Here is a 15,034-nt window from a genome sequence, read left to right on the forward strand (position 1 = left end):
TGTTTTTGGTGCTGATTCAACAAGTGCTTTTGCATCGCCAAGACCTAGACCAGTTGCATTTCTTACAACTTTAAGGACTTTAATCTTTGCAGCTGCATCAAAGCTTTCGAGAACTACATCAAATTCAGTTTTTTCTTCAGCAGCGCCACCATCTGCCTCACCGCCAGCTGCTCCTGGAGCTGCCATTACTACACCTGCAGAAGCTGCAGCAGATACACCAAAAGCCTCTTCAATTTGCTTTACAAGCTCAGATGCTTCTAAAAGTGATAGAGATTTTAATGATTCAAGAATTTCTTCAGTTTTTGCGGACATTTTCTTAAAAGTTAATTAGGTTTTGAATTTAGGATTCTGATTTTTCAGAATGTTGCTTAAGTGATCTAGCAAGTCCAGAAGGTACTTCATTAATTGAAATCGCAATTTTTGTTGCAACGCCATTAAGAGCACCAGCAATTTTTGCCATTAATACTTCTTTAGATGGAAGACTTGCAATTTCTTTTATTTCAGAATCGCTTAGAAGTCTGCCTTCAAATAAAGCTCCTTTGGTTTCGGATTTTTTGGTGTCTTTTTGAAAAGATTGGATAGCTTTTACAGCACCACCAACATCTTCTTTAATTAAGACAAAAGCATTAGTTCCGTTCAGTAAAGATTCAAGATCGTTCCAATTACTATCTCCATCAATAGCTTTGCGCATTAATGAATTTTTAGTAACTTTGCAAATGCCGTTAGTTGTTTGCAATCTGGATCGCAAATCTGACATTTCTTTGATAGTTAAACCTTTATAGTCAAGAACTACAGCCATTTCCGAGTCGTTTAATAGAGATTTAATCTCAGTAACGATTTGTTGCTTATTCTCTAGTGTTCGGCCCATTGATGTTTTTTGGATCGTAATTTAGGGAGAGCAGGAAATGCGGCAAAGTTCTTATAAAGAGGCCGCTTTTATTAGATCCAAAAAGAAATAATTTAAGACGAGTCCTCGGTAGGAATTAAAAATTTAGAAAAACTAAATCAACCTACTTTCTTTGGCCGTATTATTGCAATATAAATTATACTACAAAGAGTTAACCTTCAGGTTGGTAATCTTGTACAGCATTTATATCTACTTGAACCGAAGGCCCCATTGTTGAAGTTACATAAAAAGTTTTCCAATACTTTCCCTTGGCTCCACTTGGTTTATTTTTATCAATTGACTCTTGTAAGGTTTTCAAGTTGTCAAATAAAGCCTCTTTTGTGAAACTTGCTTTTCCAAAGCGTACATGAACGATTCCAGCCTTATCTGCTCTAAATTCGAGCTTACCAGCTTTGAATTCTTTTATTGCATTAGCAATATCATTAGTTACTGTTCCAGCTTTAGGATTAGGCATTAAACCTCTAGGTCCTAAAACTCTTCCTAATTTTGCAACCTTTGGCATCATATCTGGAGTTGCAATAAGTAGATCAAACTCCATATTTCCTTTGTTGATGCTTTCCACAAGATCTTCTTCGCCAAATAAATCTGCACCAGCAGTCTTTGCTTTCGATACATTCTCACCGCTTGTGATTACTGCGATTTTGATGCTTTGGCCAGTACCATGTGGTAATGCAACAGTGGTCCTTAATTGTTGATCAGTATATTTTGGATCAATACCTAAACGAATATGTGCTTCGATAGTTTCATCAAATTTTGCATTAGCGTTTTCCTTGATAATACTAAGAGCTTCAAGTGGTGCGTAAATGCGATCTTCTATCTTTGTTGATAGAGCCGCCATTCTTTTGGATAGTTTTTTCATAATAATATTGGGTGCAAACGGTTATTAACTAACCTCCCCTAAATAGTGAGAAATTTTGTAAGGAACTCAATCAGTAATAGAGACGCCCATATTACGAGCAGTACCCTCAATTACTTTCATTGCAGATTCAACACTAGAACAGTTTAGATCAGGAAGCTTAGTTTTGGCTATCTCTTCTAATTGAGCTTTACTTATATTCCCAACAGAGCCTTTTGCGGATTCACCTGATCCTTTCTCTATACCAGCTGCTTTTGTTATTAAGACGGAAGCAGGAGGTGTTTTTGTGATAAAAGTAAAGCTTCTATCTTCAAAAACAGAAATCTCAACTGGAATTACAAAACCTGCTTTATCTTGTGTCCTTGCATTATATTCTTTGCAAAATGCCATGATATTGACACCATGCTGTCCTAAAGCTGGCCCTACAGGAGGAGCAGGATTTGCTTTGCCTGCTTGTAGAGCAAGCTTGATAACTGCAACAATTTTTTTTGCCATTAGATTAGAGAATTTAAGCTGAAGTAGAAAATCATAATTTTACTCGATAAACAAGAACAATTAGAAATTAATTTTGTTTATTGATTTGGGAGAATTCTAATTCTACAGGAGTCTCGCGCCCAAATATTGAAAGTAATGCTTTTAATTTATTTCTTTCTCCAGAAACTTCTATAACTTCTCCTTGGAAATCCTTGAACGGACCGCTAGTTACAATGATTCTATCTTTTTCTTCAATATCTAACTTAATTACAGCTTTTTTCTCTGATGCGCGCTTAAAGATTCTATTAACTTCTTGTCTTGATAATGGTCGAGGTTTGATATGACCTCGAGATCTTCCGCTGCCTCTACCGTCTTCAGCACCGACAAAGTTAATTACATTTGGAGTACTTTTAACAGCCATCATTGTATCTTCATCCAAAATCATTCTTACGAGGACATAACCCGGGAAAACTTTTTCTTCAGTAGTTTGTCTGCTTCCATCTTTTTTTAATTTAATTCCTGGAGTTTGAGGAATTTCAATTTCAATGATTCGATTATTGACACCTAAAGTTACTGACCTCTGCTCCAGAGTCGCTTTTACTTTTTTTTCACAGCTTGATGCTACTTGAACTGCATACCATCTTGCGATGCTTGTATTTGCTTTTGAAGAAGCAAGGCTTGTAGTTAATTCATTACTCATTTTTCTGGAAGCTTAATTAAAATCTTTATTAATGGATATTTGGGAGATAATTCAACCAAAAATTTGTGAGGCTGCCCATCCATAGAATCTGCTAACAGAAGCAATGGCTGCAGCAGAAAACGACACCATAATTATAACTGCTACTGATTCGCTAAAAAGCTGTTGTTTGTTAGGCCACACGACAAGTTTAAGCTCATCGTAGGTAGATCTAAAAAAATTATTCTTTTTTTTAGGCTCTTCAACTTCAGGAGAATCCTTTTTCAGAGGTTCTTTATTAGTAGTGGGACTTGTCACAAAATTTTTTAGAAATTAAGCTTTATGCTTTAGTATTTATTTTAGCTTATTGATTTACTCCTCAGCTAGGTTTGAAAACGATCTCATCTTTTTTAGCAGAGTTAAGTTTAATTGTTATATTTTTTTTATTTTTGAAGTTATCTTCTAAAAGTTTTGCAGCCAAGGGATTTTCTATTTGTCTTCTAAGTTCTCTGCTAAGGGGCCTAGCACCATATTCAGGTTCGTAAGAATCGTTTGCAATTTTATTAATAACTTTTTTGTCTATAACGATATTTATTTTCTGTTCAAGTAATAAGTTTTTTAAATCTTCTGTTTGTAAAATTATTATTTTTTGAAGTTCATCAATAGACAATGGATTAAACTTTACTACTTCGTCAATTCTATTTAAAAATTCAGGTCTAAAAATTGAAGACAATGTATTATTAATTGAATCATCTAAGGTTTGTTGGTCTTCTTCTGACTTTCCCTCACCTACAATCTTTTGTGAATACTCCAGTATAGATTTACCAGCTAGGTTGCTTGTCATAATGATTACAGTATTTTTGAAGTCTACGGTCCTTCCTTGAGAGTCTGTTAATCTTCCTTCGTCTAAGACTTGTAAAAGGATATTAAAAACTTCTGAATGTGCTTTTTCTATCTCATCAAGAAGTATTACTGAGTAGGGTTTACGTCTTACAGCTTCAGTTAATTGACCTCCCTCTTCATAACCAACATAACCTGGAGGAGCTCCCAAAAGTCTTGCTACGGCATTTTTCTCCATATATTCACTCATATCTAATCTTAAAAGTGCGTCTTCTTCATCAAATAAAGCTGTTGCAAGAGATTTTGCTAATTCTGTTTTGCCAACACCTGTAGGACCCATAAATAAAAAAGATCCTACAGGTCTTTTAGGACTTTTCATGCCAACGCGAGCTCTTCTAATTGCGGCAGAGACAGCTTCTATAGCTTTTTCTTGTCCAATAACTTTTTCACTTAGCTCTATTTCTAGATTGACTAATTTCTTACGTTCATTTGACACTACTTTAGAAATTGGAATACCTGTAATTTTTGAGATAACATCAGCAATATCATCAGGTTCAACTTGATATTTAAAAGGGAAATTTCTATTTTTCTTTATTTTATTGAAGTTGTCTTCAACTTTTTGTATTTCATTCTCTATTTCATTTAACTCTTCTTCAAGGTTTTCTAAATAATCCAGATCATTTTCAATTTCGCGATTTGATTTATCTTTAATTTGTTTTGTTAGCCTATCTTCTTCTTTCATTAAAATGGATAATTGCTCCATTTCCTCCCGCAAATTGTTCCAATTGTCCAAAAGAACGTTCAATTTTGCCTCTGATTGTTGCCTCATATGTAACAGTTTTTCTTGAGCTTCGATATTTTCTCCTTGCAAATTATTCAGTTTTTCATTAATAGTAAGAAGTTTGTTTTCTTGCTGGATAATTATTTGTGGCTTTTTATTAGACTCAATTTTTAGCTCTGCAGCTGCTTCATCAATTAAATCAATTGCTTTATCAGGAAGACATTTATCGCTGATGTATCTGTCGGCCAACTTTGCAGAATAGTTTACAGCTTCTTCAGAAATTTTTATGCCATGATGTGATTCATATTTCTTTTTGATACCTTTCAGTATTTTTGCGCTTAATTCTACTGAAGGTTCATTAACTGTTATCTTTTGAAAGCAATTATTTAATGCTTGATCTTTTTCAATAGTTTCGCGAAATTTCTCAGGTGTTGTTGTACCGATACATCTAAGTTCTCCTTCAGCCAGTAAAGGTTTTAAGATATTGCTAATGTCGGTAGAAGATCTGTCAGAACTTAATATTGAATGAATTTCATCAATAAATAGAATCGTTCCTTGGCGTGGATTTTTTAATTCCTGCATTATTAAGCTTAGCCTTTCTTCTAGTTGGCCTCTAAATTTTGTCCCAGAAACTAAAGTACCTAAGTCAAGCGAAATAATTTTAAAATCCTTTAAAGAATCAGGAACTTTTTTGTCTACAATTAATTGAGCAAGTAATTTTGCAATTGAGGTTTTACCAACTCCAGGATTGCCGATAAGTATAGGATTATTTTTGTTCCTTCTGCAGAGTACCCTCATTAAATTATTGATCTCATTTTCTCTTCCTAAAACGGGATCCATTAAGCCTTTTTTAGCTGATTCTGTTAAATCTTTTCCATAAATTAAAAGTGCATTTTCATCTTTCCCAGCTTGTTTTTTGGTTTTAATTTCAAGTTTACTTTTGGGTAATGGAACAATAGCTTCTTTAAATTTATCTTCTTTAACTAAAGTCTCTTTATTTGATTCAAAATTAGATTGATTATTTATTTCAAGTACGTTCTCATAATTTAAAGAATCTTTTGATAGATTAATATTTGGGAAAAACTTTAATTCTTCTTCTAATTTTTCCATCGAAAGGTTGCTTTCTTCAAAAACATAATTTCCAATTCTTAAATCTCTTCCAAGAGCAATAAGTAAATGAGGGATTTCTATGAATCTAGAACCCCATTGGATTTTAATCTGATTTGCATTATCTAATAAAATTTCTAAATCTTCTCCGATAGTAAAAATATCCGACTCATTTATTGGAGTTTCTTCTAAAAAATCTTCTGTTATATCTAAAACTGTATCTTGGTCGATTGATAATTTTTCAATGAAAGCAAAGAATTCACTTGATGTGAACAATGTATGAATTATGTGTTCAATATTAAATTCGCTATGATCCCATTTTTTTGCTGTTTCTTCCCCTAATAAAAGAAGATTCCAACTTATATCGCTAAATAATTCAGGACTGGATGTAAGTGTTTCTCTCATAAAACTATAAAAACTATAGTTGATTACTAATTAATATTCTAAATAGTTTCTGCATTAATAATCATCCAATAATTTTTAAATTGTAAGATGAATTTAAAAAATATGTTTGTGTGAGGGGTTACAGGAACTTTGGAATTAATAAAAGGGTTAACTAATATTTAAGTTGTTTTGAAATTAAAAATTATAATTGGTTAACATATATATTTCAGATATTAGCCAAATAGTTCAGCTATTTATAGGATTTAAATAGTAATAATTAAATTGTGAAAGAAACTATTGATTTTCTTATTGATACCATTGAATCAAGGCAAGTTCTTGATTCAAGAGGTAATCCAACTGTAGAGGCAGAAGTATTTTTGGAATGTGGTGCAAGTGGTAGAGCAATTGTTCCCAGCGGAGCTAGCACTGGTGCTCATGAGGCTCATGAATTAAGAGATGGTGGTTCGAAATATATGGGGAAAGGCGTTTTGAATGCTGTTAATAAAATTCATGAAACCATATCGCCGGCTTTATGTGGTTTGTCATCTTTAGATCAAACTGCAGTAGATAAATTAATGATTGAAATTGATGGAACTCCTAATAAGTCTAACCTTGGAGCAAATTCAATCCTTGCAGTAAGTCTTGCCACTGCTAGAGCATCAGCAAATGCTTTAGACATTCCCCTATATAGATATCTTGGAGATCCATTATCCAATCTTCTTCCAGTCCCATTGATGAATGTAATAAATGGTGGTGCACATGCACCAAATAGTCTTGATTTTCAGGAATTTATGCTTGTTCCACATGGAGTTAATAATTTCAGTGAATCATTAAGAATGGGTACTGAAATTTTTCACTCATTAAAATCATTACTTGATCAAAAAGGTCTATCTACCGCTGTAGGCGATGAGGGTGGATTTGCCCCGAATTTGTCATCAAGCGAAGAAGCAGGGGACTTATTATTAGAAGCAATTCAAAAAGCAGGATTTAAGCCTGGTGAGCAGGTATCTTTAGCTTTAGATGCTGCTAGTACTGAATTTTATAGTGATGGTATTTATAAATATGAAGGTAAAAGTTTAAATAGTTCTGAAATGATTTCATATCTTTCAAGATTAGTTTCTAATTATCCCATAGTTTCAATAGAGGACGGTTTAGCTGAGGATGATTGGGAGGGTTGGTCAGAATTAAACAAAGAATTAGGGAATAAAGTTCAGCTTGTAGGTGATGATTTATTCGTTACTAATACAGAAAGATTACGGAAAGGGATTATAGAAAAATCTGCCAATTCAATCCTAATAAAGGTAAATCAAATTGGAACATTAACTGAAACTTTGGAAGCTATTGAGTTAGCTAAAATGTCTGGTTTCACAAGTGTTATAAGTCATAGAAGTGGTGAGACTGAAGATACAACAATCGCAGATTTATCTGTCGCCACAAGATCGGGTCAGATCAAGACTGGCTCTTTGAGCAGAAGTGAAAGGATTGCAAAATATAATAGGCTTTTAAAAATTGAGGAGGAACTAGGAAATCAAGCAAGATTCGCTGGAGCTCTAGGTTTAGGTCCAAAAAATATATAGTTTTTTTAGCGCTTAAGTTTTTCTAAACGTGAGCCTTTTCTCATACTTAATTGGCACTTTATCCAATCAATACTTATTGGTAGTGCAAAAAAAAGTGGCAACAATGCAAAATTATTTTGTTTATTGGTTACAAGTAAAGCAGATGCAATTGATAAGCTTCCTATGAGAATTGAATGACCTAAAGTTTTTTGCGCAGTAAACATTTTTTTGAATTGCCTATCAGACTCTCCCATTCTTATTTGCAATTGTAAATCGCCCTGTTCTAATCTTTCTAAACTTTCATCTATTCTTTTGGGAATTCCAACAGCTTTCGATCCTAGTTCACCTACTTGCCTTCCAAATTGGTTAATTAAATCGTTGGGAGTTTGATTATTTGAAGTCATAAGTTCTATTAAATAAGGCTTGGTAACTGATACAAGGTTAAACCCTGGATCAAGCATTCTACCAACTCCTTCAAAAGTTGATAAAGCTCTCATCACAAAGATTAAATCTACTGGCAGTTGAAATGGCGTTTCATAAACCAGTTCGTATAAATCTCCAGATAATTTTTCAATAATATTAGGACTAAATGGCGGAGTTAAGGCTTCTTTAAGCATCAATCTGACTAATCTTCTTACTGGTCCTACATCAATATCTTTTGAAATTAGCCCAGCTAGTTGTAATTGACTAACAAGTGATGAGGCGTCTCTAAGAGCAGCAGCCTTAACCATCCCCCCTAATCTTGTTTGAAGGTTATTTGAGATGTTCCCCATCATTCCAAAATCATAAAAAATCAATTTACCTTCACTTGAAACTGCTAGATTCCCTGGATGAGGATCTGCATGAAAAAACCCGTAATTTACTAATTGTTTTAAGTAGCTGATTGCACCTATCTCTGCAATTTTAGATAAATCAATTTCTTGTGATTTTAATTTTTCTAAATCGCTTATTTTTGTCCCTTCTACATAACTTAAGCAAAGCACTTTTTCACTGCTCATATCCCAAATTACTTCAGGAACTTTAACATTTTCATCATCAAGAAATTGCTGCCTAAATCTTGCTGCATATTGCGCTTCGCAATTAAAATCAAGTTCTTTCATAAGAACTTTCCTACACTCTTTAGCAATCTCAACCCAGTTTCTACCTCGACTCCAATTCTTATTTTTCTGCAATAATCCTGCTATTTGCTGCATTATGCCCAAATCGATAATAAACAATTCTTTTAAATTGGGTCTTTGAACTTTAAAAACTACTTTCTTACCATCTTTTAAAGTCGCTCTATGAACCTGAGCTAGTGATGCTGATCCAACCGGATCGCATATTATTTGATCTATTTCATTAAACTTAGACCCTATTTCATTTCTTATAGTCTCTTCAACTTGTGCAAATGAAAAATTAGGTACTTGATCCTGCAATTTAGACAATTCCTGTATCCAGGTATTAGGAATTAAATCAGGTCTCGCTGATAATAATTGTCCAATTTTAATAAATGCTGAACCAAGCTTTATTAATTGATTAGTAAACCACCTAGCTCTTTTAATTTGGACCCTACTTTTTTGGTCGCTCTTAGTTTTAAAAATTGTAAATCTAATATTATCTATCCATAAATTTAATAAAAGCGAAATCAGAGTTATCCAAATAAGAAAGAACCTCTTCAATTTTTTTAAACGATAATGCAGAACGTGATAACTCATTTAATTTGATTATTTATAGTTTTATTAAAGAGATCAATTTGCTTATTGATACCTTCAATTTCATTTAAAGCTTTTTTTATTTTGGGATCTTGATAAGTATTTGTAGACTCATTTTCTTCAATATTCTCTGCTTTTTCTAGTCTTGATGCTTCTTCGATTATGGATTCTTTTAAATTATCAAATTCTTTTTTGAGAATTTCAGGAGCATCCTGAGCAATATGTGTTGCTTCTTCAATTTTTTCAACCAATATTTCGTTTAATTTTTCGGTTACTTTCTTAATGGCAGCTTTTAAAAGGTAATCAGAGTTGGTCATGAAAAATATAATGTTTCAACGGCAATTGATTTTTCGATATGATTTAATAATAGATCAATACAGAACGTTTCACGTAACCGATCATTTTGATAATTAATTTTTTATGTTTTTCCTATGTAAGTTTGTTTCTATATTAAGCTTTTTTCTCTTTTTTCTTTTAACTTATATTTATATAAAGGTTGAGGTATTTACTTTAAAAATATCTTCTAACCAAGAACTCATCTAATTAACTACAAAAGGAGTTTTTAAAAATTGGAAATCATTGAGTCAGATGTAGTTATTATCGGAGGAGGCCCCGCCGGATGTACTTGCGCACTTTATACATCTCGTTCAAATTTAAAGACAGTAATTTTAGATAAAAATCCATCTGTTGGCGCCTTAGCAATAACTCATCAAATAGCTAATTATCCAGGGGTTCCTGTTGATATAAGTGGAGAAAAATTACTTACCCTAATGAGAGAACAGGCTGTGCAATATGGTACAGATTATAGAAGAGCGCAAGTGTTTGGAATAGACGCTAGTGGAGAATGGAAAATGGTTTACACGCCCGAAGGCACTTTTAAAGCTAAAGCACTTGTACTTGCAAGTGGAGCCATGGGTAGGCCTGCATCATTTAAGGGAGAAGCGGATTTTCTTGGTAAAGGAGTAAGTTATTGTGCTACATGTGATGGGGCTTTTTATAAAAATAGAGAGGTTGCCGTTGTTGGAGTAAACAAGGAGGCAATTGAAGAGGCAACTGTTCTAACTAAATTCGCATCAACCGTGCATTGGATTACATCAAGTGATCCTAAATCAGATAACGAAGAAGCTATGGAATTGATGGATAATTCAAATATAAAACATTGGAGTAGAACAAGATTATTAGAAATATTGGGAGATGATATGGGTGTTAATGGGGTCGTTGTAAAAAATAAGCAAGAGGAAAATCCTATCAATTTAAATTTAGATGGAGTGTTTGTCTACATGAGTGGTTCGAAGCCTATTACTGATTTTTTAGGGGATCAAATTGCTTTAAAAGAAGACGGAGGAGTTATTGTGGATGACTTTATGTCTACAAATTCTGATGGAGTATGGGCTATTGGAGATATAAGAAACACACCATTTAAGCAAGCCGTAGTTGCAGCTTCTGACGGATGTATTGCTGCAATGTCAATTGATAGATATTTAAATAGTAGAAAAAATATTAGAGTGGATTGGATTCATTCTTAAATAAAATATTTCTTTTTTGATCTAAAGGGGTGTTGCTTCAGAAATATAAGCGACTCCTCCGTAATAGCTCAAATCGTCCCTGATATTATCTCTCATTTTATCTATTAATTCTTGCTCGCAAAAAACAATTACATGAGCATTCGCTCCTAATCCTGTAAATTCCATATCTTCCGTAACAACTCTTTCAGGTCCTCTGCCTGTAGCGTGTTTCATAACTGTATATCCAGGAACATTAGCTTTTTCTAATGTTTTAATGATTGCATCTAGTTCTCTTTCACTAAATATCAAATCTAATCTTTTCATTTTTATAAAGGTGATAGTGGGATAATAGTATTTACTAAACTCATATATATGGGAATGCCAAGAACTATATTGAATGGGAAAGTTAGACCTAGTGTAGTTGAAATATAATAACTAGATTTAGCTTCTGGAACTGTCATCCTCATTGCTGCAGGAACTGCTAAATAAGACGCGCTTGCACATAAAACCACAAATAAAAGTGCGTTGCCAGGTCCTAAAGATAAAAATCTTGCAACGAAAACACCAATAAATGCGTTAAATAAAGGCATAAAAATGGCGAATCCAATCAAGAACGAACCTGCATTTTTCAGTCTCGGCAATCTTTGAGCAGCAACTATTCCCATATCTAACAAGAAGAAGCATTCTGCTCCATAGAATAATTGTCCAGTAAAAGGCTCCATTTTTTCAATACCTGAGGGATTACTGGCAGCAGTGAGAAATCCTACAATCAAGCTTGAGAGCAATAAATAAACTGATCCATTCAAAAGTGATTCGTGTAATATTGCGCTTAGATGCATTTTTCTTGATTTTGGTCTATTTTTTGGAGCTGCAAATTTCACAAGTAATAATCCAACGATTATTGCAGGAGACTCCATTAAAGCTAAAGCGCCAACCATAAATCCATCAAAAGCTATTTTTTGACTTTCTAAAAAACTTTCTGCAGAGATAAATGTAACAGCACTAATTGAACCGTATGCTGCTGCTATCGCGGCTGAATTAAAGACATCAAACTTAAATCTTAAAATTAAAAATCCAATCAGCGGGATAATTAGTGACATCAGAATTGCAGCACTTAAAGTAGGCAATACTTGATCTGTAAAACCACTTTTCTGTATCTCTATACCTCCTTTAAAACCAATAGCTAGGAGTAGGTATAAGGAGAAGAGTTTAGGTAATGGAGCTGGTATCTCTAAATCAGATTTAAAGAGTACTGATATTGCTCCAATCAAAAAGAAAAGAACTGGCGGGGCTAATACATTTTGCAGAATTGGGCTTATTTCCATAAATTATTAGGCTATTTCATTTAGAGCAGTTTCTAAAGCTTCTTTTCTTGTTTCAATAATCCCTTCAACTCCAAACCTAGCTAATCTATCTTTTACTTTTTCATTAGCACCTGCAACAAATGCTTTTCTGGAATTATTTTTTGCTTCTTGCATCATATCTTCTATTGCCAGAGTCGCGGTCACTCCAAGTCTTGGAACATCAGTGATATCTAATATCAAAACTTTGTAGTTTCTTACAAGCATCATTCTCTCAGATATACCTTTAGCTGCTCCAAAACTAAGTGGTCCTTTAAGTCTAAATAGCATTACTTCTCCTGAACATCTATCTAGTAGTGCTTTTTCATCAGCAGGTAATGCATTTTTAGCTTGATCATCTTTTGATAAAGGATTATCCTCATCCATACCTTCTAGTTGAGTTTCAGTTATTGAATCGATAGTGAGCATATTTGCTATAAATACACCTACTAAAACTGCCCAAATTAAATCCCAAAAAACTGTCATCAAAAGTACGCCATACATTACTACTGAAGTTTTTAAAGATAATTTGTGAGCCCTCCTTAAAAATCCCCAATCAATAATATCTAAACCTACTTTTATAAGGATTCCTGCTAGTAACGCAGTTGGTATTTGCTCAGCTAAAGGTCCCGCACCAACTAAAACTATCAACAACACAACTGAGTGAACCATACCAGAGATAGGAGTTGATCCTCCAGATTTAACATTTATGACTGTTCTCATTGTTGCTCCTGCTCCAGGTAAACCTGAAAACAGACCTGCAACTGCATTTCCTATCCCTTGACCAATAAGTTCTCTATCAGAATCATGTTTTGTTTGAGAGATATTATCTGCTACTAGAGATGTCAGTAAGGAGTCAATTGCGCCAAGTACTGCTAGGACTAATCCTGCTTTGAAAATAATTGGGAAATATTGATTAAAACTTGGGAAATTTAAAGATGGAACTCCCCTTGGAATTTCTCCAATTCTATCAATTGCTCCATCTCCAAAAATTAATATTGATATTGGAGTAACTATCAATAGTGCCAAGAGAGGAGAAGGTACCCACTGACTTATTTTTCTAGGAGTAAGGAATACTATACCTAGTGTCATTATTGCAACTCCAATAGCAGCACCATTGGGCTGGAAATTTGAAAATACAGTAGTTAAAGATTCGACTACTCCACCTCGAGTGCTAATTCCAAGTAATGGACCAATCTGAAGCGCAATGATTATTACTCCAATACCAGACATAAATCCTGAAACAACAGAATATGGAACTAAAGTAATGTATTTACCTAGTTTTAGAATCCCGAATAATATTTGCAGTAAGCCGCCAATGACTACCGCTGCCATAACTAAAGGTAAAATTTGTCCTGCAGAAAGATCTCTTGGAACCCCCACTGCGGCCAAGCCTGCTACTACACCTGCAACAGTTACACTCATGGGACCGGTAGGTCCACTAACTTGAGCAGGTGTTCCGCCGAATAATGCGGCTAAAAAACCAACTACTACTGCTCCATAAAGTCCATAAATTGCTCCGCCAGGTCCTAACGCAGCATTTCCAAAAGCAAGAGCGAGAGGTAAAGCCACTACTGCGGCTGTGATGCCTCCTAGAATATCGCCTCTTACATTTTTCAGATGAAATCCATTAATTATGTTCAAAGATGCTTTCCTCAAAATAAATACTTAACTAAAAGATATTATCTCTAAATGATGTAAATTTGTGAAAAATGAAGATTGTGCAAAATATTTTTGTAACTTTTTTTGCTCTTATTAAATAAATTTTAGTTAATTTTCCTGAACAAAAGTAGTCTCTGATTAATTTTTGTGCGAGGCAAGCGATTAATGTATTAGATAAATATTTTTCAATTTAAATAATATTCAAATGAATTCGATTATTCGTCCAAGGAGATTAAGAAGAAATGAGGCAATTAGAGAAATGGTTAGAGAAAACCATCTAACGGCATCGGACTTTATATATCCATTATTTATTCATGAAAAAGATTTTAAAGAGGACATTTCAGCAATGCCCGGAACTTATAGATGGGATATTAATGGCTTAATAAAGGAGGTTACTAGGGCATGGGAATTGGGAATAAGGTGTGTGGTTCTTTTCCCAAAAATTGACGATAGCTTAAAGACTGAAGATGGAGCAGAATGTTTTAATGAAGATGGTTTAATACCTGAAGCTATTCGAATATTAAAAAAAGAGATTCCAGAAATGGCAATAATGACAGATGTTGCCTTGGACCCATACTCTTGTGATGGTCATGATGGATTAGTTGATGAAACTGGCAAAATATTGAACGATGAAACAATCGAAATTTTAAAAAAACAAGCTTTAACTCAAGCTAGAGCTGGAGCAGATTTTATTGGCCCAAGTGACATGATGGATGGGAGAGTTGGAGCAATTAGAACTGCTCTTGATAGTGAAGGATTTAGTGATGTAGGTATTATTAGTTATACAGCTAAATATTCATCTGCTTATTATGGTCCGTTTAGAACTGCTTTAGATTCGGCTCCTAGAGAAAATAGTAAGAAAGTAATTCCAGACAATAAGTCTACATATCAAATGGACCCTGCCAATTCAAAAGAGGCTTTAATTGAATCTGCATTGGATCAGTATGAAGGAGCTGATATTTTGATGGTAAAACCAGGAATCTCATATTTGGATATTGTTTATAGACTAAGCACATTTTCAAATAAGCCCATAGCTGCATACAACGTTAGTGGGGAGTATTCCATGGTAAAGTCTGCTGCTATGAAGAACTGGATTAACGAAAAAGATATTGTTTTAGAGACATTGCTTAGTTTTAAAAGAGCAGGAGCAAAATTAATACTCACTTATCATGCTTGTGATGCATCTCAATGGTTGCAGGATACTTAAAAACTCATTATTAACAAAAATTTGGTTTATTCTTAGATAAATAATAAA

15 protein-coding genes are annotated in these 15,034 nt (G+C 33.9%); 3 read left to right on the forward strand and 12 right to left on the reverse strand.

Features of this window, described 5'->3' with window-relative positions:
- The 7 genes from rplL to EV01_RS06715 form a co-directional block, all read right to left on the reverse strand.
- On the reverse strand, positions 1-312 hold a 312-nt coding region (rplL, locus tag EV01_RS0108800; RefSeq protein WP_032523278.1), incomplete at its 3' end, for a 50S ribosomal protein L7/L12.
- Positions 313-340: 28 nt separating this feature from the next.
- Positions 341-868, reverse strand: a complete 528-nt coding sequence (gene rplJ, locus EV01_RS06740) for a 50S ribosomal protein L10 (RefSeq protein ID WP_032517320.1) — start codon at positions 866-868, stop codon at positions 341-343.
- A 190-nt stretch (positions 869-1,058) separates the two neighbouring features.
- Positions 1,059-1,766 carry a 50S ribosomal protein L1 gene (rplA, locus tag EV01_RS06735; RefSeq protein ID WP_032517321.1) on the reverse strand — a complete coding sequence of 236 codons (708 nt, stop codon included), beginning with the start codon at positions 1,764-1,766 and terminating at the stop codon, positions 1,059-1,061.
- A 66-nt stretch (positions 1,767-1,832) separates the two neighbouring features.
- A complete protein-coding gene (gene rplK / locus EV01_RS06730) occupies positions 1,833-2,258 on the reverse strand; it encodes a 50S ribosomal protein L11 (protein WP_002805232.1) in 426 nt (141 codons plus the stop codon).
- Positions 2,259-2,325: 67 nt separating this feature from the next.
- Positions 2,326-2,937, reverse strand: a complete 612-nt coding sequence (gene nusG / locus EV01_RS06725; protein WP_032517322.1) for a transcription termination/antitermination protein NusG — start codon at positions 2,935-2,937, stop codon at positions 2,326-2,328.
- A gap of 51 nt (positions 2,938-2,988) precedes the next feature.
- A complete protein-coding gene (gene secE, locus EV01_RS06720) occupies positions 2,989-3,231 on the reverse strand; it encodes a preprotein translocase subunit SecE (protein ID WP_011817698.1) in 243 nt (80 codons plus the stop codon).
- A gap of 61 nt (positions 3,232-3,292) precedes the next feature.
- Positions 3,293-6,046 (reverse strand): ATP-dependent Clp protease ATP-binding subunit, encoded by a 2,754-nt coding sequence (locus EV01_RS06715; protein WP_032517323.1) that lies wholly within the window; start codon positions 6,044-6,046, stop codon positions 3,293-3,295.
- 263 nt (positions 6,047-6,309) lie between these two features.
- Between EV01_RS06715 and eno the strand changes: the two genes are divergently transcribed.
- Entirely contained in the window at positions 6,310-7,602 is a 1,293-nt protein-coding gene (eno, locus tag EV01_RS06710; RefSeq protein ID WP_032518533.1) for a phosphopyruvate hydratase, read from the forward strand.
- Between the two features lie 5 nt (positions 7,603-7,607).
- Here the strand turns inward: eno and EV01_RS06705 are convergent, their stop codons facing one another.
- Together EV01_RS06705 and EV01_RS06700 are read right to left on the reverse strand one after the other, a co-directional pair.
- Complete coding sequence (locus EV01_RS06705) at positions 7,608-9,275, reverse strand: ABC1 kinase family protein (protein ID WP_032517332.1); 1,668 nt, start codon at positions 9,273-9,275, stop codon at positions 7,608-7,610.
- Entirely contained in the window at positions 9,272-9,589 is a 318-nt protein-coding gene (locus EV01_RS06700; RefSeq protein WP_032517333.1) for a hypothetical protein, read from the reverse strand. The genes EV01_RS06705 and EV01_RS06700 overlap by 4 nt, the downstream gene beginning before the upstream one ends.
- A 252-nt stretch (positions 9,590-9,841) precedes the next feature.
- On the opposite strand from EV01_RS06700, the gene EV01_RS06695 reads away from it, so the two are divergent.
- The gene (locus EV01_RS06695; protein ID WP_025913212.1) at positions 9,842-10,798 is read left to right on the forward strand and encodes an NAD(P)/FAD-dependent oxidoreductase; all 957 of its coding nucleotides are present in this window, start codon (positions 9,842-9,844) and stop codon (positions 10,796-10,798) included.
- 21 nt (positions 10,799-10,819) lie between these two features.
- Here EV01_RS06695 and EV01_RS06690 read toward each other — a convergent pair whose 3' ends face one another.
- Genes EV01_RS06690 through EV01_RS06680 form a run of 3 tightly spaced genes read right to left on the reverse strand, consistent with a single transcriptional unit; the run spans position 10,820 to position 13,761 of the window.
- A complete protein-coding gene (locus EV01_RS06690) occupies positions 10,820-11,101 on the reverse strand; it encodes a P-II family nitrogen regulator (RefSeq protein ID WP_002805886.1) in 282 nt (93 codons plus the stop codon).
- A 2-nt stretch (positions 11,102-11,103) separates the two neighbouring features.
- On the reverse strand, positions 11,104-12,102 hold the full coding sequence (locus EV01_RS06685; RefSeq protein ID WP_032517334.1) for a sodium-dependent bicarbonate transport family permease: 999 nt from the start codon (positions 12,100-12,102) through the stop codon (positions 11,104-11,106).
- A 6-nt stretch (positions 12,103-12,108) separates the two neighbouring features.
- On the reverse strand, positions 12,109-13,761 hold the full coding sequence (locus tag EV01_RS06680) for a SulP family inorganic anion transporter (RefSeq protein ID WP_032517607.1): 1,653 nt from the start codon (positions 13,759-13,761) through the stop codon (positions 12,109-12,111).
- 223 nt (positions 13,762-13,984) lie between these two features.
- On the opposite strand from EV01_RS06680, the gene hemB reads away from it, so the two are divergent.
- Positions 13,985-14,986, forward strand: coding sequence for a porphobilinogen synthase (gene hemB, locus EV01_RS06675; protein ID WP_032517335.1), 1,002 nt, complete (start codon positions 13,985-13,987; stop codon positions 14,984-14,986).
- Positions 14,987-15,034 lie beyond the last annotated feature (48 nt).

The organism is Prochlorococcus marinus str. MIT 9401, assembly GCF_000760095.1.
Taxonomy (GTDB): Bacteria; Cyanobacteriota; Cyanobacteriia; order PCC-6307; family Cyanobiaceae; genus Prochlorococcus_A; species Prochlorococcus_A marinus_I.